The following is an 18,591-nucleotide window of genomic DNA, read 5'->3' as shown; positions in this document are numbered from 1 at the left end:
CGTCGTCAGACTCAGTGGCTACGCACCGGCGGGCGCCCGCCGAAGCCGCGCCGGTCGTCGCGCGGCCGGTCGTCCCGCCCGCGCACCTCGGGGCGGAAGCCGCCCCGCCGGTCGCCGGTACGCGGCTCCCCGCCGCGCTCACCACGCTCCGGGAAACGGCGCTCGCCCCGAACGTCCCGGTCGCCGTAGCGCCGCTCGCCCCGCTCCTCGAACCGACGGGGACCGGCCGGGCGGTCGTCGAACCGCCGCACGTCGCGGTCGCCGTGGCGGCGTTCGCCCCGCGCGTCGCGGTCGCCGAACTGCCGGTCGCCCCGATCGTCGAAGCGCCGGTCGCCCCGGTCGCCGAACTGCCGGTCACCCCGGTCGTCGAAGCGGCGTTCGCCCCGCGCGTCCCGGTCCTCGAAGCGACGGGGGCCGGTCGGGCGGTCGTCGAACCGCCGCGCGTCGCGGTCGCCGTGGCGGCGTTCGCCCCGCGCGTCGCGGTCGCCGAACTGCCGGTCGCCCCGGTCGCCGAACTGCCGGTCGCCCCGTGCGTCGCGGTCGGCGTAGCGGCGCTCGCCCTGCGGCCGGTCGGCGAACCGGCGGTCGCCCTGGGGCCGGTCCCCGTAGCGGCGCTCGCCCCGGTCGTCGAAGCGGCGCTCACCCGCCGGGCGGTCGCCGAAGCGGCGCTCCCCGCCGAAGCGCGGCTCCCGGTCGCCGTACCGGCGCTCGCCCCGGCCGTCGCGGTCGCCGAAGCGGCGCGGGCCGGACGCGCGGTCGCCGTGCCGGCGGGCGGCCGGGGGCTCGTCGCGCACCGGTACGCCGCTGGGCTCGCGCGCGCCGGTCAGCTCGGCCAGCGCCGGGTCGCCGGCCCGGACCCGGTTCTCCGTCGGCGCGACGCCGGCCTTCTCCAGCATGGCCAGCGTGGTGCGGCGCTGCTTGGGCAGCACCAGGGTGGCGACCGCGCCGGACTCGCCGGCCCGCGCGGTACGCCCCGCGCGGTGCAGGTAGTCCTTCGGCTCCTTCGGCGGGTCCACGTGCAGCACGAGGGAGACGCCGTCGACGTGGATGCCCCGGGCCGCCACGTCGGTGGCGACCAGCACGTTCATTCGGCCCTCGCGGAACTCGGCGAGCGTGCGGGTCCGCATGTGCTGCGTCTTGCCCCCGTGCAGCCCGCCGGCCCGTACGCCGACGGCGGCGAGCTGCTCGACCAGCCGGTCCACGCCGAGCTGGGTGCGGGCGAAGAGCATGGTCCGGCCGGAGCGGGCCGCGATCGACGCCGCCACGGCGAACTTGTCGTGCGGCGGGATCAGCAGGATGTGGTGGTCCATCGTGGACACAGCGGCGGTGGGCGGCGCGGTGGAGTGGGTCACCGGGTCGGTCATGAACCGCTTGACCAGCGAGTCCACGTCGCCGTCCAGGGTGGCCGAGAACAGCAGCCGCTGGGCGTGGGCGGGCGTCTTCGCCAGCAGCTCGGTGACGTCGGGCAGGAAGCCCATGTCGGCCATCTGGTCGGCTTCGTCGAGCACGGTCACCTCGACGTCGTCGAGGAGGCAGGCCCCCCGGTTGATCAGGTCGCCCAGCCTCCCGGGGGTGGCCACGACGATCTCCACGCCCCGGCGGAGCGCGTCGATCTGCCGGTCGTACGGCACGCCGCCGACGGCGGTCTTGAGGAAGATGCCGACGGCCTTGCCCAGCGGCACCAGCGCGTCGTTGACCTGCATCGCCAGCTCCCGGGTGGGGACCAGGACGAGGGCGCGCGGGTGCAGCGGCCGGGCCCGGTTGCGCTCGGCGAGCCGGGCGATCAGCGGCAGGCCGAAGGCGAGGGTCTTGCCGGAGCCGGTCTGACCACGGCCGAGGACGTCCCGGCCGGCGAGGGCGTCCGGGACGGTGGCCCGCTGGATCGGGAACGGGGTGGTGATGCCGAGCCGGTCCAGCGCCCGGACCAGCGACTGGGGCAGCCCGAGCGCGGCGAAGTCGACGTCGGCGTCGTCATCGAGGGCGTCGGTGCTGTCGGCGTCGGCGTCCACGGGGGCGTCGACCGGAGCCGCCTCGGTGGGGGTGTCGGCCGGGGCGGGGATGTCGACCGGGGCGTCGAGGACGGACGGGAACATGCCGGGTTCAGCAAAGGTGGTCAAGAAATGCCTTTCGAGCGGGGCGCATCTTCGCGATGGCCTGCCGCAGCTCAATGCCGCCGAATCGCCCGCAAGATCGCCCATGGGCGCGCCTCAGCGCGCCGGGTCGGTGTGATTACGACAAGTGTACGGCGGGACGCCAAACCCGCCACCGCGCCGCGAGGCGGTAGTGGGCGGACTCACCATCCCTCGATGCCTCAGATGTCGATGAGGCCGCCGACCAGCCCGTCCACCGTGTCGCCCGCCAGCAGCACGACCAGCACGCTGATCGCGACGAGCAGCCCGAGCGACGCCGCCAGGACGATCACCACCTTGGTGGTGCTGGACCGGTGCGTCGGGCTGTCCGCCCAGCCCTGGGCGAGGATGTGCCCGGTCAGCGAGCCGGAGTTGTCCAGCGGGTTGCCGGCCGGCAGCGCGACCGTGGCGAAGCCCGGCCCCTCGGTGCCGTACGCGATGCTGGCCAGGTCGGCCGTCCCCGGGTCCCGACGGGCGGCGGTGGCCCGCGTCGTCGGGCGGCCCGGGGGCCCGGCGGTGGCCCGCCCTCCGGTGGCCCGGTCGGTGGGCGCGCCGCTCGTGGGCGTGACCTGCCAGGCGGTGGTCGGGGCGGTGCCGTAGAGGCCGGGAGCCGGCCGGTCGGCGGCGGGCGCACCCGACGCCGGTGCGCCGGAGACGGGCGCGGCACCGCCCCACCCCATCGGGTCGGTGGGCGGCGGCCAGCTCGGCAGGGCGGGCGCCGGCACGACCACGGGCGACCCGGCCGGGGCGGTCGTCGAGGTCAGCGGGGGCGGCGGGAACGGCGGCGCCGGCATCGGGCCGGGCGGCGGGGGCGGCGGTGGCACCGGGGGGCCGGGCGGCGGGGCGGGCGGGCCCGGCGCGGGTGGCACGGGACCGGGCGGCACGGGACCGGGGCCGGGCGGCCCGGGGACCGGGCCCGGCGGGTACGGCCCCGGGGCCGGCGGCGTCGGCTCCGGCGGGGTGGGACCGGGCAGGGGCGACGGGGGTGCCGGCGGGTTCGGCCCCGGCACGGGCGGTGCCGGTGTCGGTGGGGTGGGCCCGGGCACGGGCGACGGGGGTGCCGGCGGGTTCGGCCCCGGCACGGGCGACGGAGGTGCCGGCGGGTTCGGACCCGGCACCGGCGACGGGGGCGCGGGCGGGTTCGGACCCGGCGCGGGCGGAACGGGCGCGGGAGGGGGCTCCGGGGCGGGTGGCGCCGGCGGCTCGGCCGGCTCCGGGGGCCGCGCCGGCTCGGGCGGCTCCGGGTTCGCCGGGGCCGAGCGGTACACCTTCGTGCCGCCGGTCTGGGCCCACGGGGCGCCGGCTCCCCCGAGGGCACCGGCGGCCTCGCTGGCGGAGACCCGGTTCAGCCCCGGCACCGACGCGCTGGCCCGGGCGTGGGTGGACGCGGTGCCCCCGCCGCGCGGGCCGGGCACCGAAGCGCCGCCGAGGCTCGTCGGCGCGGATACCGCGCCGCTTCCGGCGTCCTGACCGTCCCGGTCGTTCCCGGGCCCCGCATCCCCGCCGTCGGCGGTCGGGTTCGGGGCGGACGCGGGGCCGATTTTGGCCCCCGCGCGGTACGTGGTCCCGCCGCCCCCGGCCGCCCGCGCCGCGCCCGTCTCGGGCGGGACGCTGGCGGTGGCCACGCCCACCCGGGCCCGTGCCGCGACGGCGGGCACGGTCGCCCGCCCGCTCGGCCCGGCCGGGGGCGCGTCAGCCGGGCCCTCCGCCGTGCGGCCGGCGGTGCCGGACGGGTTTCCGGGGTCGGCCGTCCCCGCCGGGACCTCTTGCTCGCCCATGGTCGCCCTCCGTGCCCGCGCTCGCCTCCGCGCCCGTGACGTCGGACCGGAAGTGTCTGGGTGTCACGGTGCCATATTCCCGCCCGGCAGCACAGCCGGAGTGAGTGGACGCGCTCAGCCGGCCGTGCTGGCCGATGCCTTCGGCGAGGCGCTGTCGATCGGCGTCGGGCTGCTGGCCTGACTGGTCGGGGCCGGCGTCGGCGACGGGGCGTCCGTCGGCGTCGGCGTCGGGCTCGGCGACGGGGTCGTCGGCGTCGGCTTCGGGGTCGGGGTCGTCGGGGTGGGCTTCGGCGTCGGCTTGGTGGGCTTCGGCGTGGGCTTGGTGGGCTTGGTGGGCTTCGGGGTCGGCTTGGGGGTCGGTTTCGGGGCCGTCGGGGGCTTCGACGGGGCGGGCGCCGGGGCCGGGACCCCCGGGGCGGGCACCGCGCCGACCACTCGGGTGGCGGCGTAGAGCCGGGACCATCCGACCGGGGAGATCTTCACCGTCTGGCCCGTGGTCGGGGCCTGGACCATCTTCCCGTTGCCGATGTACATGGCGACGTGGTGGATGGTCGTCCAACTGCTGCCGGAGGCGAAGAAGAGCAGGTCGCCGGGGAGCAGGGCCGAGCGGCTCACCGCCCGGCCACGGGTCGCGTAGTACTGGTCGCGGGACACCCGGGGCAGGTCGTAGTAGCCCGCCGACCGGTAGGCGGCCCACATCAGGCCGGAGCAGTCGAAGGCGTCCGGCCCCTCCTCCGACCAGACGTACGGGTCGCCGAGCTGGGCCAGGGCGTAGCGCACGGCGGCGACCGCGGTCGGGCTGGCGGCGAGGCCGTTGGCGCTCTGCCCGTCCACGTAGGAGGCGCCGGTCCGCTGGTCGAGCGCCTCCTGCTGGCGCTCCAGCTCGATGATCTGGTCGGCGTTGTCCCTGCGCAGCTTGAGCAGCTTCGACTCCTGCTCGCGCAGCGACTTCTCCACCGCGGTGTACTGCTCCCGCACGCCGCGTACCCGGGTGTCGGCGGCGGCCCACGCCTGCTGGGCGACCTGCTCGGCGGCGCGGGCCCGGATCACCTCGCCGGCGGCGGCGGTGGTCGCCCCGTCGGCCTGCTCGCCCCGGATGCTCCGCTGGAGCACGTTGAGGCCGTGCAGGTCCTCGGCGAACGCGGCCGGCGGCAGGGCGGCGGCGGCCTTGAGCGCGCCGGCCGCGGCGGCGTCCGCGCCCTGCTCGGCGAGGGTCAGGGCCGCACGGGCGGCCTTCAGGTCCCGGTCGGCGGTGGCGAGCTGGGTCTCCGCGTCGGTGCGGGTCTGTTGCAGCGCGAGCAGTTGGTTGCCGAGGAGCCCGACCTGGGCCTCGGCGGCGGCGATCGCGGCGGCGAGCGGACCGTTGCCCAGCGGCGACCCGGGCACGCCGGGGGCCCCCGGGAGCACGGGGCCGTTGGCCGCGCCGGGGAGCAGGACCCCGCCGGCGGCGACCGGGCGGGCCCCGCTGTCGGGGACGACGTTGGGCAGCGGCGGTTCCGCGTACGCGGGGGTGGCGAGGGCGGCCGTCGCGACCGCGCTGAGCAGCGCGGACCAGAGCATCGGCCGGAGCACCGGGGAGAAGAGGGGGGCCCTTCGTCGTTGCCGTCGTGGCCTTCGCGTGGTCCGCACCATTCCGCTCCCCGTCCGGCTTCGCTGGCCAGCGCCCAGAGAGGCGCGGCGACGACGGCGCGCCCGTCGTGTGGCGCGCCCCACCCTGTCTTACCGTACCGACGCAACGATGTCGATGGCTGCGGAGGTAACGAGCGGCTGAGAGTTCGGTGAGGTACGTCGCTGGGCTCGACCGGGCCGACGTCGTGTCGGCGACCCGACGTACGCTCGACGGGACCGTAGGTGGGAAGGGACGTGGCTTTCGATGGACGCCGGACTCAAGCGTGAGCTCGAAGCGAAGGTGTACGCGGGCGAGCGGCTGACCCGTGAGGACGGGATCGCCCTCTACGACAGCGACGACCTGACCTGGCTGGGCCGGCTGGCCCACCACCGGCGCACCGAGCTCAACGGCGACCGGGTGATGTTCAACGTCAACCGGCACCTCAACCTGACCAACGTCTGCAGTGCGAGCTGCGCGTACTGCTCGTTCCAGCGCAAGCCGGGCGAGAAGGACGCGTACACGATGCGCATCGACGAGGCCGTCCGCAAGGCCAAGGAGATGGAGGACGAGCAGCTCACCGAGCTGCACATCGTCAACGGCCTGCACCCGACGCTGCCCTGGCGCTACTACCCGAAGGTGCTGCGCGAGCTGAAGGCGGCGCTGCCGAACGTCAACCTGAAGGCGTTCACCGCGACCGAGGTGCAGTGGTTCGAGAAGATCAGCGGGCTGAGCGCCGACGAGATCCTCGACGAGCTGATGGACGCCGGCCTGGAGTCGCTGACCGGCGGCGGCGCCGAGATCTTCGACTGGGAGGTCCGCCAGCACATCGTCGACCACGCCTGCCACTGGGAGGACTGGTCGCGCATCCACGCGCTGGCCCACTCGAAGGGCATGAAGACCCCGGCGACGATGCTCTACGGGCACATCGAGGAGCCCCGGCACCGGGTCGACCACGTGCTGCGGCTGCGCGAGTTGCAGGACTCCACCGGCGGTTTCCAGGTCTTCATCCCGCTGCGCTACCAGCACGACTTCGTGGACTCGGCGGATGGCAAGATCCGCAACCGGATCCAGGCCCGCACCACGATGGCCTCCCCGGCCGAGTCGCTGAAGACCTTCGCCGTCTCCCGGCTGCTGTTCGACAACATCCCGCACGTGAAGAACTTCTGGGTGATGCACGGCCTGTCGGTGGCCCAGCTCTCGCTGAACTTCGGCGTCGACGACCTGGACGGCTCGGTCGTGGAATACAAGATCACCCACGACGCCGACTCGTACGGCACCCCGAACACCATGCACCGGGACGACCTGCTGCACCTGATCTGGGACGCCGGCTTCCGCCCGGTGGAGCGCAACACCCGCTACGAGGTCGTGCGCGAGTACGACGCCGCCCCGTCGCTCGCCGAGCGCCGGTCCGAGCCGCAGCAGGTGTGGGCCTGACCGGCCCGTACCCTCGTGACGTTATGAGCGGACAGAGTCAGCAGGCCCAGGGCGGGTTCCCCCGGCGGGACGACGAGGGGCGGGTCGTCGCTCTCGGCGACCTGCTCGGCGTGGCCCTCGGCGGCCTGGTGATCGGCCTGCTCGCCCTGCTGCTGCTGGACTGGGGCTTCGCCACCGCCGGCGCGGGCGACTTCGGCCGGGCCAACGGCTGGCTGGCGGTCATCCTGCCCGCCTGGCTGTACTGGGAGGACTTCCGGGCCTGGGGGTTCGGCGCGGCCCGCGTGGTGGCCGCGCTGGCGGCGGTGGCGCTCGCCGTGGTCGGCGGCCTGCTGGCGGCCGGCCTGGCCGACGGGCTGCCGCCGATGGTCTCCGGCGGGTTCGCGGCGGCGGCGTTCACCGTCGTCTACGCGGTGGTGTGGTTTCCCGGCGTCCACTGGCTGGCCCGCCGGACGGGCTGAACCTCCCGCCCGGGGCCGGGCGGAGAACGGAGTGCGAAGGTGAGCGCGGCGGTCAAGTACACGCTGGGCCGGATCGGGCTGTTCGTGGTGATCTTCGCGGCGCTCCTGCCGGTCAGCATGAACATCTTCCTGAAGCTGATGCTGGCGTTGGCGTTCTCCGCCGCGCTGTCGTTCTTCCTGCTGAAGGGCTGGCGGGACGAGATGGCCGGGGAGATGGCCGAGGCGACCGAGCGGCGCCGGGCGGAGAAGGAGCGGCTGCGCTCGGCCCTGGCAGGCGAGGACGAGCAGCCGAAGCCCTGAGCGGCCCGGCACCGGGCGCGGGCTCCGGGACTCCGAGCGTCAGCCTGCGGCGCGGGCCCGTCGGGTGACCGGGGAGCCGGCGTCGTCGGCGGCTCCCCGGTCGGCTCCGGTGACTACCAGTTGGTCGAGCCCGGCACCGTCGGCCACGGCCGGTTGGCGGGCTTGACCAGGTACGCGACCCCGCCCGAGCCGGAGGCCACCTTGCCGTCGGCCCGGTGGCGCTTGGTGCGCAGCCAGATCTGCTCGAACTGCTCGCGCTTGTAGACGTTGCGCACCTCGGCGTTCGACGACGACGCCGGGTCGTTGACGATCACGTCACCGTCGGCGGTGAAGCCGACGACCACGAAGAGGTGGCCGGAGGTGCCGTAGTTCGACCCGTCCAGCTCCTCCGCGAGGAAGGACTGCGAGGTGATCACGGGGATGCCCGCCTTGATGAACCGTTCGACCTCGTCGAGCGAGTGCAGCCGGGTCACCCGCGCGTCGATGTCGGGGAAGCTCGCCGCGTAGGCGGTGTTGAAGGGCCAGTTGCCCGCGCCCTCGTACTCGTAGTCCCAGGTCATCCGGGCGGCGTGGGCGACCTGCGGGTCGGTGTAGCCGGGGGTGACCCAGGCCAGGTCCTGCGCCGACGGGCCCCGGCCGTAGTACTCCAGCACCATCGTGGTCGACGTCGGGCTGCACCAGACCTGCCCGCCGCCGCCCCACTCGGGGTAGTTGCCCCGGTGGATCATCTGGGAGCGGGCCGGGACGGGCAGCTCCTTGCCCCAGGCGATCCCGCCCCGGCTCGGGGTCACGGTGAACCGGTCCGGCACGTTCGAGCTCATCGCGCCGAGCATCCGCACCCGGGGCGAGGCCGCCTGGCCGGGCTTGCGGTAGAGGTTGAGCCGGAGCTGGTACGACCGCAGCAGCACCCCGGCGTCGGCGTCGTCGATGGAGAACGTGTCGGTCCAGACGCTGGAGAAGGGGTCGCCCTGGCCGTCCAGGGTGGCCCGCTTGATGTCGGCGTCACCGGAGGCCCAGCGCCCCATGACGTACCAGGGGGTCCGGCCGCCGGTGTTGTACGTGCCCTGGAGCTCGACCTGGAGCCAGGTGCCCGCCGGGGTGTCGGCGTTCCACGAGGTGATCAGCTCGGTGGCGTCGAAGCCGATCCGGGTGGCCGGCGACGTCCAGGTGGCGTACTCCCAGGTGGCGGTGGTGCCGCTGTGCTCGTCGGTGAACTCGGTGGTGCCGGCGGGCCGGTCGATGGTGATTCCGGTGCGGTTGCCGGGGACGGCCCGGGTGCCCCGGTGCTCGCCGGAGCGCCAGTCGGGGTGGCGGGACCATTCCTGGAAGGTGATCTGCTCGTCGTGGGCCCCGGCGGGACGACCGGGCGCGCCGGCGGGGCGGGTGTCGGCGTGGGCCGGGACGGCCGTGCCGACGAGGGCGAGCGTGGAGACGCCGACGAGGGCGACCGCGCGCAGGGCTCTGCTGACCATGGGTTCTCCGCGAGGTGAGGCGGGTCAGGACGTGCTTTGCCGGTCACTATCCCGCCCGGCGGGAAGTTTCGCCATAGGTAGAGGTATGGAAAATCCTTGCCGATGTGAGGATCCGGTCGGGATGGATGAGGCAGTGAAGAATATTGATATGACCATGTGACCGGTGGTGAAGTGTGCAGCACCACGAAACGGGATCTCCCCGTACCCGAGGAGGTTGGGCATGCCCATCCGCACTTCCGTCCGCCTACGTCGCGCGCTGCTGCTCGCCACCGCCGCCGGCCTGGGCCTCACCGTCGCCAGCGGGCCGGTCTCCGCACGCCCGGCGCCGGAGAGCGCCACCCCGGAGCCGGCCGCCGCCGAGTACCGGGTGACCGGCCCGCGCACCCTGGCCGACCGCAACGCGGTGGCCCGCACCGGCGCGGCCATCGACTCCGTCGAGCACGGCGTCCTGTACGTCTCGGCCACCGACGCCGAGGCCACCGCGATCCGCCGGCTCGGCTTCCGGCTGGAGAAGGAGGTCGCGCCGGCGCCCGGCGGGGAGATCGGCACCATGGGCTTCCCGGCCGCCGACTCGAACTACCACGACTATGCCGAGCTGACCGCCGTGGTCAACAAGGTGGTCGCCGACCACCCGACGATCGCGCGCAAGGTCAGCATCGGCCGGTCGTACGAGGGCCGCGACCTGATGGCGGTGAAGATCTCCGACAACGTCGCCACCGACGAGGCCGAGCCGGAGATCCTGTTCAACTCGCAGCAGCACGCCCGCGAGCACCTGACCGTCGAGATGGCGATCTACCTGCTCAACCTCTTCACCGACAGCTACGGCAGCGACTCCCGGGTCACCAACGTCGTCAACACCCGGGAGATCTGGATCGTCCCCACCGTCAACCCCGACGGCAGCGAGTACGACATCGCCACCGGGTCGTACCGGTCCTGGCGGAAGAACCGGCAGCCCAACAGCGGCACGACGGCGGTCGGCACCGACCTGAACCGGAACTGGGGCTACAACTGGGGCTGCTGCGGCGGCTCGTCCGGCACCCCGTCCTCGCTGACCTACCGTGGCCCGTCCGCCTTCTCCGCCCCCGAGACCAGGGCGCTGCGCGACTTCGTCAACAGCCGGGTGGTCGGCGGGGTGCAGCAGATCAAGGCGAACATCGACTTCCACACGTACTCGCAGCTCGTGCTCTGGCCGTTCGGCTACACGACGGCGAACACCACCACCGGGATGACCGCCGACCAGTACAACACCTTCGCCACGCTCGGGCAGCGGATGGCGGCCACCAACGGGTACACCCCCGAGCAGTCCAGCGACCTCTACATCACCGACGGCGACAGCCTCGACTGGCTCTGGGCGACGCACAAGATCTGGGCGTACACCTTCGAGATGTACCCCGGCTCGTCCGGCACCGGCGGCGGCTTCTACCCGCCCGACGAGGTGATCCCCACCCAGACCGCGCGGAACAAGGACGCGGTCCTGCTGCTCTCCGAGTACGCCGACTGCCCGTACCGGGTGATCGACAAGCAGACCCAGTACTGCTCCTGACCGTCCCACGCCGGTGGGGCCCTCGGCCCCACCGGCGTGACCGGCCGGCGACGCAGAGCGAGACGACCTGCACCGGCGGGGTGCCGCAGCCCGTGCGCTACGGTGGCACCGACCACCCCGCAGCGAAGCCGGTGCGAATCCGGCGCTGTCCCGCAACTGTGATGCCCCACCCGTGGCGTCCGCCCCTCCGGCGGGCGCGGGAGCCGGCCCACCGTCGGCCACCTTCCCGGCGTCGGCCCCTCGGCCGGCGCCGACGTGTGTGGTGAGCCAGGTCGCCTGCGGCGGGTCGCGACCCGCGCTCTCGAGGAGGGGCGCCTCGCGGACGGGCACCCGGCACACGGCACCTGTCGGCGAAGCACCAGACTCCTCGGCCGACAGGAGGACATGTGTTCCGACGTACCCCCCGGCTGTTCGCCGCGACCCTCGCGGTGGCCGCGCTGGCGCTCGGCGCCTGCGCCCAGAGCGAACCCGACGACGACGCCCCCGCCACCGGCGCTCCGGCCGCCGCCTTCCCCGCCACGGTCGGGAAGCTCACGCTGGAGAAGCGCCCCGAGAAGATCGTCTCGCTCGCGCCGACCGCGACCGAGATGCTCTTCGCCATCGGCGCCGGCGGTCAGGTCACCGCCGCCGACGACCAGTCGAACTTCCCGCCGGAGGCGCCCCGCAGCGACCTGTCCGCCTTCTCGCCGAACGCCGAGTCGATCGCCGGCAAGAGCCCCGACCTCGTGGTGCTCTCCGACGACCGCAACAAGATCGTCGACCAGCTCACCACGCTGAAGATCCCGGTGCTGCTCACCCCGGCGGCGGTGACGCTGGACGACACCTACCGGCAGCTCACCGACCTCGGCACGCTGACCGGCCACGCCACCGAGGCCGCCGACGTGGTCCGGCGGATGAAGGACGACATCACCAAGCTGACCGCCGACCTGCCCAAGCGGTCGGAGAAGCTGACGTACTTCCACGAGCTGGGCCCCGAGCTGTACACCGCGACCAGCAAGACGTTCATCGGCTCGATCTACGCCCTCGCCGGGCTGGAGAACATCGCCGACGCGTCGGACGCCGACGGCCGCAACGGCGGCTACCCGCAGCTCTCCCAGGAGAGCATCGTCAAGGCGAACCCGGACCTCGTCTTCCTGGCCGACACCAAGTGCTGCAAGCAGACCGCCGAGACCGTCAAGGCGCGCCCAGGCTGGGCGGGCGTCACCGCCGTCAGGAACAACCAGGTCGTCGCCCTCGACGACGACGTCGCCTCGCGCTGGGGCCCCCGCGTGGTCGACCTGCTCCGGGCCGTCGTCGACGCCGTCGCCAAGGTGCCGGCGTGACGCTGCCGCCCGCGCCGAGGGGTGTTGGGAAGGGCCCCTTCACATGCAGAAAGCGATAACAAGGGGCCCCTCCTTCGCGGGTCGGCCGGCCGGGCTGCGACCCGGCTGGCTGGCCGCGGGGGTGCTCGCGGTGCTCGTCGCGCTGGTCGCCGGGGTCTCCCTCGGCCCGGTCAGCCTGCCGCCCGGCAGCGTCGCCGCCGAGCTGCTCAACCTGCTGCCCGGGGTACGCCTCGACAGCGGGCTCACCGAACGTGAGATCGCCATCGTCACCGAGCTGCGGCTGCCCCGGGTCGTGCTCGGGCTGCTCGTCGGCGGGTTGCTCGCCCTGGCCGGCGGCTGCTACCAGGGCGTGTTCCGCAACCCGCTGGCCGACCCGTACCTGCTCGGGGTGGCGGCCGGGGCCGGGCTGGCCGTCACCGCGGTGATGGCCCTCGGCGCGGGGGCGGGCGGCGCGCTGACCGGGCTGCCGGTCACCGTCCCGCTGGCCGCGTTCGTCGGCTCGCTCGGCGCGGTCGCCATGACGTACGTGATCGGGGCGGCCGGCGGGCCGGGGCGCTCGACGGCCGCGCTGATCCTCGCCGGGGTGGCGGTGTCCGCGTTCCTCTCCGCCGGCCAGACGTACCTGCTCCAGCGCAACTCCGACACCATCCAGCAGGTCTACTCCTGGCTGCTCGGCCGGCTGGCCACCGCCGGTTGGCACGACGTGCGGATGGTCCTGCCGTACTTCCTGCTCACCGCCGTCGTGGTGCTGGCGCACCGGCGCGAACTGGACGTGCTCTCCGTCGGTGACGACGAGGCCACCGGCCTCGGCCTGCACCCGCAGCGCTCCCGCTACCTGCTCATCGCCGCCGCGTCCCTCGGCACCGCCGCCGCCGTCTCCGCGTCCGGGCTGATCGGCTTCGTCGGGATCATCGTCCCGCACACCGTGCGGTTGTTGGCCGGGGCCAGCTACCGGGTGATCCTGCCGCTGTCCCTGCTCTTCGGCGGCGCGTTCCTGGCCCTCACCGACGTGGTCGCCCGGACCGCCGCCGCCCCCACCGAGATCCCCATCGGCGTGGTCACCGCGCTGCTCGGCGGCCCGTTCTTCGTCCTGGTCCTGCGCAACTCCCGCCGGACGCTGACATGAGCGCCCGCTCGTCCGCCGAGGGCTCTCCACTGCCGTCCTCCGCTGAGGGCTCTCCACTGCCGTCATCCGCTGAGGCGCCGCCGCCATCCGCCGGCGGGTCGCCGCCCGCCGTCGAGGTCCGGGGCCTGCACGTCCGCCTGGACGGTGCGCCGATCCTGGCCGGCGTCGACCTGAGCGTCGCCCCGGGCGAGTGGGTCACCGTGATCGGCCCGAACGGCGCGGGCAAGTCGACCCTGCTGCGCGCCGTCGGTGGCCTGCTGCCCGCGCCGGGCGCCATCTCCCTGTTCGGTACGCCGAGCGAGGCGCTGCGCCGCCGCGACCGGGCCCGGGTGGTGGCCACGGTCGCCCAGTCCCCGGTCGTCCCGGCCGGCATGGCGGTCTTCGACTACGTGCTGCTCGGCCGGACCCCGTACATCCCGGCGCTCGGGCGGGAGTCCGCCGCCGACCTGGCCGCCGTGCGGGAGGTGCTGGACCGGCTTGACCTCGACGGCTTCGCACACCGGGAGCTGGCCACCCTCTCCGGCGGGGAGCGGCAGCGCGTCTTCCTGGCCCGCGCGCTCGCCCAGGGGGCCACCCTGCTGCTGCTCGACGAGCCGACCAGCGCCCTGGACATCGGCCACCAGCAGGAGGTGCTGGAACTCGTCGACCAGCTCCGCCGCGAGCACGGCCTCACCGTCCTCGCCACCATGCACGACCTCTCGGTGGCCGGCGAGTACGCCGACCGGATGGTGCTGCTCGCCGCCGGCCGGGTCGCCGCCGCCGGCCCGCCCCGCGAGGTGCTCACCGAGGAGCTGCTGGCCCGGCACTACCGCGCCTCGGTCCGCGTCCTCCCCGGCGAGCGGGGCCCCCTGGTGGTCCCGGTCCGCCGGCCGTGAAAGGAAGGGCACCTTGTTAACGCTTTCGGTATAGGAAGGGTCCCCTCCTAACCACGCCCCCCGCCGGCGCGCCCGCCTGGGGGCGGCCCGCCCGGAGGCGGTCCCGGGCGGGCGGTGGCGTCAGCGGGTGAGGGCGACGACGGAGAAGAGGGCGCCCTGGGGGTCGCGGAGCGCCGCGACCCGGCCCCGCCCGGTGTCGTGGGGCGGGACCAGCACCGTGCCGCCCAGCTCGGCCGCGCGGGCCGAGGCGGCGTCGGCGTCCGCGACGGCGAAGTAGACCGTCCAGTACGCCGGCAGGTCGGCCGGGAAGTCCTCGGCCAGCGGCGGCATCATCCCGCCGACGATCCGCTCGCCGAGCCGCCACCCCGTGTACGTCACCGGGTCGGCGGACTCCTCCTCCGGGTGCCAGCCGAAGACCAGCTCGTAGAAGACCTTCGCCCCCTCCGGGTCCGGGGTGACCAGCTCGTTCCAGCACATCGCCCCCGGGACGTCGAAGAGCTCCGCCCCGGGGTTCGCCATCGGCTGCCACACGCTGAACACCGCGCCGGCCGGGTCGGCGAAGACCGCCATCCGCCCCTGGTCGAAGACGTCGAACGGCGAGACGAGCACCTGCCCGCCGGCCGCCTCCACGCGCGTGGTGACCAGGTCGGCGTCGTCGGTCGCCACGTACGTCGACCAGATCGGCACCTGGCCCTCCGTGGCCGGGGGCCCGGCCCCCGCCACCGACCGGTCACCGCAGCGGAAGGTCGTGTAGCCGGCGGCCTCCGGCTGCGGGGCGACCCGGTCGGTCCAGCCGAACAGCCCCGGGTAGAAGCGTCGGGCGTCCGCCAGATCCGGGGTGGCCAGGTCGGCCCAGCACGGCGTGCCCGGCGGGACGCTGCTCACGCTGACCCCTTTCGGCAGGTGGCGGCCCCGGCGGGACGCCCTGTCGGCATCGTGGCACCGCCGCCCCGGCCCGGGGCCGGAATCGGACGAACTTCCCCAGAGCCGGGGAGGACGGGAATTCGGGAGCCGGGAAGAACGAACGGAATTCGGGAGCCGGGGAGAAGGAGAATCGGGAGCCGCGAAGGACGGGGAATCCGGCGGGTGCGTCGATCACCTAGAGTCGGTGCGCGTACGGCTGATCTGTCACTCAGGACACGGGGGAGGGCCGGTGACGAGCCCGAACGGGAATCTCGACGTCCAGCCGGAGGCGCTGAGCGCGTTCGCCGCGGCGTCCCGGGACCGGGCCGACCGGTTCCGGCAGCTCCGGCAGGCGTTCGGCGACGGGCACGTGCCCCGGCACGCGTTCGGCGTGATGCCGGCGTCGTTCAGCCTGGCCGCCGCGTACGCCGAGCAGTTCGAGGCGTGCCTGGCGGGGCTCGCCGACGGGGCCGAGGTGATGGCCGACATCGCCGAGGGGCTCGAGGACACGGCCGGCGCGTACACCGGCTCGGACGTCGCCAACCGCGACCTGTTCGTGCCGGGCGGCCCGCCCGCGCCCGGCCCCGTGCCCATGCCGTTGCCGTCGCCGTCGCCCGGCCCCGCCCCGACCGCCGGCTGAGGGGGAGCGATGAGCACCGAGGCGCTGCACCGCAACAAGACGTACTTCGAGCAGATCGTGTCGGGCACGCCCGACCCGTTCAAGCCGCTGTCCAACGCCGTGCTCTGGCCGTTCGAGCAGCTCCTGGAGCTGGTCGCCGGCGAGCCGGACGACCTGATGCGTGCCGCCCAGCTCTGCCTGAGCACCGGCGCGGCGGTCCGGGAGATCGCCGGCGACCAGGTCGCCGACCGGGCCCGGCTGCGCGGCGCCTGGTCCGGGGACGCGGCGGAGAGCTTCCACGCCTCGATGGAGTCGGTGGAGGAGGCGATCGAGGAGCTGGCGCGGGGCCTGGACGGCGCCAAGGACGTGCTGGTCGACGCGGCCAACGCGGCGGTGGACGCGTTCAACCTGCTCGTCGAGCTGATCCTGGAGTTCCTGATCTGGTTCCTCACCGAGGTGATCATCGCGGCGGTCGCGGCGGCGCTCAGCGCGGGCGTCTCGCTGGCCGCCACCGTGGTGCGGGTGCTCGCCCGGCTCGCCACCACCGTCGGCCGGATGTGCAAGATCGTCGCCCGGTTCGCGGAGGTGCTCACCAAGCTGGTGACGAAGCTGGAGAAGGTGGCCGAGCTGCTGACCCGCTACCGCCGGGCGGTGATGGAGCTGCGGAAGGCGAAGAAGGCGTACAAGGCGTGGAACAAGTCGGGGTGGACGGCCGAGGCGCGGGCGTTCCAGCTCCAGCGGTTCGCCACGCTGTTCCCCGGCAAGTTCGTCATCAACCAGGCGTCGCCGGTCAACATCAACGGGCTCGGCGGGGCGCTGCTGGACACCGGGGTCGGGCTGCACGACGTCTCCGACGGGCAGAAGGACCGCAACTACCTGCACGACGGCACGTACCGTGAGGACCTCGGCCCGTACACCAGCGGTGTGCAGAACGTCTTCGACTCGATCGTCAACTGAGAGGACGACATGACCTTCCCCGGCCTGGACCGGATCGAGGCGCTGGCCCGCAACCTCGACGACTGGCAGCGGGAGCTGGCCTCCCGGATGACCGAGCTGGAGCAGAGCAGCGCCGAGGGGGTGAGCGACTCGGGGCTGGTGCGGGTCACGGCGGGCGCGGACGGCAAGATCCTGGCGTCCGAGCTGGACGCCAGGGCGATGCGCCTCGACTCGTACACCCTGGCGGAGGAGTTCACCGCCGCCGCGAACCGCGCGCAGGAGGCCGCCGCGGCCCGGGTCCGCGACCTGGTCGGCGAGGTCGTGGGCGGCCCCACCACCGGCCGGGGCCGGGCCGCCGGGCACGACCGCCGGGGCGACACCGACGGGTACGCCGACCGGTACGACCGGTACTGACGCCGTGCCCGACGACCCGTACACCGGCGGGGTGTCCCGGCTGCTCGCCCCCGACGAGCGGCTGCTCGCCGTCGCCAAGGCCGACGTGGCGGCCGGGGCCACCGCGCCGGAGCCGCCCGCCGAGTCGACCCCGCCCGGCGGTCCGGGCGGCGGCCCGGGCGTCGTCGGGGTGCTGCTCAACGTGCTCTCGCCGCTGGTGGTCTTCTCCGCCGGCGACCGGCTGGTCGACCGCGTCCTGTACGGCGTGGCCGGGCGCGGCGAGCCCGGCTCGGCGGCCTCCCGGCTGGCCCTCGCCGACCGGCGCGCCGCCGCGCCGCCGGGTCTGCGGGAGCGCGTGCTGGCGGCGACCGACCGGCGGCTGCTGCTCTGCCTCACCGGCCCGGTCTCGCTCTGGCCCGGGGCCGACGACCGGCCCGCCGAGCTGGAGGTGGCCTGGTCGGTGCCCCGGTCGGCCGTCGCGGCGGCCCGGGTCGGCCGGCACCGGCTGAACCCGAAGCGGCTGCGGATCGACTTCACCGACGGCTCCTGGGCCGCCTTCACCGTCCCGATCGCCCAGTCGGGCGACCCGCTGCGTGCGCTCGCCGCCGCCCTCGGCTGAGGACGGCGGCGAGCGGCGGCTCAGCGCGGCAGGGGCCGGAGCAGCGCCGTGGACCCGGGCGGCGGTACGACGGCGGGCAGCCGGACCGGCGCGGCCGCGCGCACGGCGGTCGCTCCGGTGAGCGCCGTGGCCAGGAACGCCCCGCTCGCCTCCCCGATCGGGTGGGGCTCCCCGGGCAGCGAGTAGTGGGTGACGTTCATGCCCAGCGTCACCTGCCGGAGGCCGTCGGCGGAGTGCAACGAGATGGCGCTGTGCCCGAAGACGAGCCCGTCGTGCCCCCAGAACCGGCCGCCGGGCAGGTCCAGCCAGTAGAGGCCGAGGCCGTAGCCGGCGGCGTCGGGGGCCTCCGGGATCATCGGCACGGTGGTCCGCATCCGGGCCAGCTCGGCGGGGCGCAGCAGCCGGCCGCCCAGCAGGGCGCGGAAGAACCGGTTCAGGTCGGCCGCCGTCGAGACCAGCGCGCCGGCCGTCCACGCCCACGACATGTTCGCCACGCTGAAGTCGCGCAGCTCGCCCTCGTACCACGGCACGTACGCCTCGCTGTGCGGCCCGGCGATCCGGGTCCGCCGTCCGGGGAAGTACGTGTCGCGGAGCCCGAGCGGCCGGATGATCCGCCGGTGGACCTCGTCGGTGGCGTTCCGGCGGGTCACCCGCTCGATGATCAGGCCGGCGAGGACGTAGTTGGTGTTCGAGTAGGAGTGCCGCTCGCCGGGGTCGCCGGTGGGCGGCGCGTCGACCCCCAGCCGGGCGAGCTGCTCCGGGGCGAACGTCGTGTACCGGTGCCGCTCGACGTCCTCCGGCGTGACGAAGAGGATGCTGTCGTAGTCGCCGATGCCGCTGGTGTGGTTGAGCAGCATCTCGACGGTCACCCCGGCGACCGCGTACCCCGGCAGGTACCGGCCGATCGGGGCGTCCAGCGACACCCGCCCCTCGCCGACCAGTTGCAGCATCGTGGCGGCGACGAACGTCTTGGTGATGCTGCCGACGCGGTGCTGGAAGCCGGGGCGCACCGGCCGCCCGGTGTCGAGGTCGGCCACCCCGCTCGCGCCCCGCCAGCGGTCCCGGTCGTCGCGCA

The 18,591-nt window shown here is 74.6% G+C and carries 17 protein-coding genes and 1 pseudogene; 12 read left to right on the top strand and 6 right to left on the bottom strand.

Annotated elements, in window-relative coordinates; translation table 11 throughout:
- Positions 1 to 11: 11 nt before the first annotated feature.
- Entirely contained in the window at positions 12 to 2,093 is a 2,082-nt protein-coding gene (locus LPU43_RS03690; protein ID WP_229398784.1) for a DEAD/DEAH box helicase, read from the bottom strand.
- Between the two features lie 218 nt (positions 2,094 to 2,311).
- Positions 2,312 to 2,923, bottom strand: a complete 612-nt coding sequence (locus LPU43_RS28640; protein WP_305073312.1) for a hypothetical protein — start codon at positions 2,921 to 2,923, stop codon at positions 2,312 to 2,314.
- A gap of 238 nt (positions 2,924 to 3,161) precedes the next feature.
- Between LPU43_RS28640 and LPU43_RS03680 the strand changes: the two genes are divergently transcribed.
- On the top strand, positions 3,162 to 3,599 hold the full coding sequence (locus LPU43_RS03680; RefSeq protein ID WP_229399349.1) for a hypothetical protein: 438 nt from the start codon (positions 3,162 to 3,164) through the stop codon (positions 3,597 to 3,599).
- A gap of 422 nt (positions 3,600 to 4,021) precedes the next feature.
- Here LPU43_RS03680 and LPU43_RS03675 read toward each other — a convergent pair whose 3' ends face one another.
- Positions 4,022 to 5,539, bottom strand: a complete 1,518-nt coding sequence (locus LPU43_RS03675; RefSeq protein WP_229398783.1) for a C40 family peptidase — start codon at positions 5,537 to 5,539, stop codon at positions 4,022 to 4,024.
- A gap of 241 nt (positions 5,540 to 5,780) precedes the next feature.
- On the opposite strand from LPU43_RS03675, the gene mqnE reads away from it, so the two are divergent.
- The 3 genes from mqnE to LPU43_RS03660 are packed head-to-tail and all read left to right on the top strand — an operon-like array spanning position 5,781 to position 7,708.
- On the top strand, positions 5,781 to 6,950 hold the full coding sequence (mqnE, locus tag LPU43_RS03670) for an aminofutalosine synthase MqnE (protein WP_229398782.1): 1,170 nt from the start codon (positions 5,781 to 5,783) through the stop codon (positions 6,948 to 6,950).
- Between the two features lie 23 nt (positions 6,951 to 6,973).
- Positions 6,974 to 7,408, top strand: coding sequence for a hypothetical protein (locus LPU43_RS03665; protein WP_229398781.1), 435 nt, complete (start codon positions 6,974 to 6,976; stop codon positions 7,406 to 7,408).
- 39 nt (positions 7,409 to 7,447) lie between these two features.
- A complete protein-coding gene (locus LPU43_RS03660) occupies positions 7,448 to 7,708 on the top strand; it encodes a DUF4229 domain-containing protein (protein WP_229398780.1) in 261 nt (86 codons plus the stop codon).
- A gap of 113 nt (positions 7,709 to 7,821) precedes the next feature.
- Here LPU43_RS03660 and LPU43_RS03655 read toward each other — a convergent pair whose 3' ends face one another.
- Positions 7,822 to 9,180: a C39 family peptidase gene (locus tag LPU43_RS03655; RefSeq protein WP_229398779.1), complete on the bottom strand. Its 1,359-nt coding sequence runs from the start codon at positions 9,178 to 9,180 to the stop codon at positions 7,822 to 7,824.
- A 220-nt stretch (positions 9,181 to 9,400) separates the two neighbouring features.
- On the opposite strand from LPU43_RS03655, the pseudogene LPU43_RS03650 reads away from it, so the two are divergent.
- From LPU43_RS03650 to LPU43_RS03635, 4 genes and pseudogenes are all read left to right on the top strand, one after another.
- Positions 9,401 to 10,717 (top strand): annotated as a pseudogene (locus LPU43_RS03650) (M14 family metallopeptidase); the annotation flags it as partial.
- Between the two features lie 392 nt (positions 10,718 to 11,109).
- Entirely contained in the window at positions 11,110 to 12,045 is a 936-nt protein-coding gene (locus LPU43_RS03645; RefSeq protein WP_229398778.1) for an ABC transporter substrate-binding protein, read from the top strand.
- A gap of 43 nt (positions 12,046 to 12,088) precedes the next feature.
- Positions 12,089 to 13,171, top strand: a complete 1,083-nt coding sequence (locus tag LPU43_RS03640; protein ID WP_229398777.1) for a FecCD family ABC transporter permease — start codon at positions 12,089 to 12,091, stop codon at positions 13,169 to 13,171.
- Positions 13,168 to 14,046, top strand: a complete 879-nt coding sequence (locus tag LPU43_RS03635; protein WP_229398776.1) for an ABC transporter ATP-binding protein — start codon at positions 13,168 to 13,170, stop codon at positions 14,044 to 14,046. The genes LPU43_RS03640 and LPU43_RS03635 overlap by 4 nt, the downstream gene beginning before the upstream one ends.
- A gap of 120 nt (positions 14,047 to 14,166) precedes the next feature.
- Here the strand turns inward: LPU43_RS03635 and LPU43_RS03630 are convergent, their stop codons facing one another.
- The gene (locus tag LPU43_RS03630) at positions 14,167 to 14,931 is read right to left on the bottom strand and encodes a VOC family protein (RefSeq protein ID WP_229398775.1); all 765 of its coding nucleotides are present in this window, start codon (positions 14,929 to 14,931) and stop codon (positions 14,167 to 14,169) included.
- Positions 14,932 to 15,199: 268 nt separating this feature from the next.
- Between LPU43_RS03630 and LPU43_RS03625 the strand changes: the two genes are divergently transcribed.
- The 4 genes from LPU43_RS03625 to LPU43_RS03610 are packed head-to-tail and all read left to right on the top strand — an operon-like array spanning position 15,200 to position 17,516.
- A complete protein-coding gene (locus LPU43_RS03625; protein ID WP_229398774.1) occupies positions 15,200 to 15,589 on the top strand; it encodes a type VII secretion target in 390 nt (129 codons plus the stop codon).
- 9 nt (positions 15,590 to 15,598) lie between these two features.
- Positions 15,599 to 16,525 (top strand): WXG100 family type VII secretion target, encoded by a 927-nt coding sequence (locus tag LPU43_RS03620; protein ID WP_229398773.1) that lies wholly within the window; start codon positions 15,599 to 15,601, stop codon positions 16,523 to 16,525.
- A gap of 9 nt (positions 16,526 to 16,534) precedes the next feature.
- Positions 16,535 to 16,918 (top strand): YbaB/EbfC family nucleoid-associated protein, encoded by a 384-nt coding sequence (locus LPU43_RS03615; RefSeq protein ID WP_229398772.1) that lies wholly within the window; start codon positions 16,535 to 16,537, stop codon positions 16,916 to 16,918.
- 4 nt (positions 16,919 to 16,922) lie between these two features.
- Complete coding sequence (locus tag LPU43_RS03610; RefSeq protein ID WP_229398771.1) at positions 16,923 to 17,516, top strand: hypothetical protein; 594 nt, start codon at positions 16,923 to 16,925, stop codon at positions 17,514 to 17,516.
- Between the two features lie 20 nt (positions 17,517 to 17,536).
- On the opposite strand, the gene LPU43_RS03605 is transcribed toward LPU43_RS03610, so the two are convergent.
- A partial coding sequence (locus LPU43_RS03605; protein WP_229398770.1) for a serine hydrolase domain-containing protein occupies positions 17,537 to 18,591 on the bottom strand: 1,055 nt, incomplete at its 5' end.

Source organism: Micromonospora okii (assembly GCF_020884795.1).
Classification (GTDB): domain Bacteria; phylum Actinomycetota; class Actinomycetes; order Mycobacteriales; family Micromonosporaceae; genus Micromonospora; species Micromonospora okii.
Note: the sequence above shows the minus strand (reverse complement) of the source record. Positions and strands in the feature narration are given on the sequence as shown.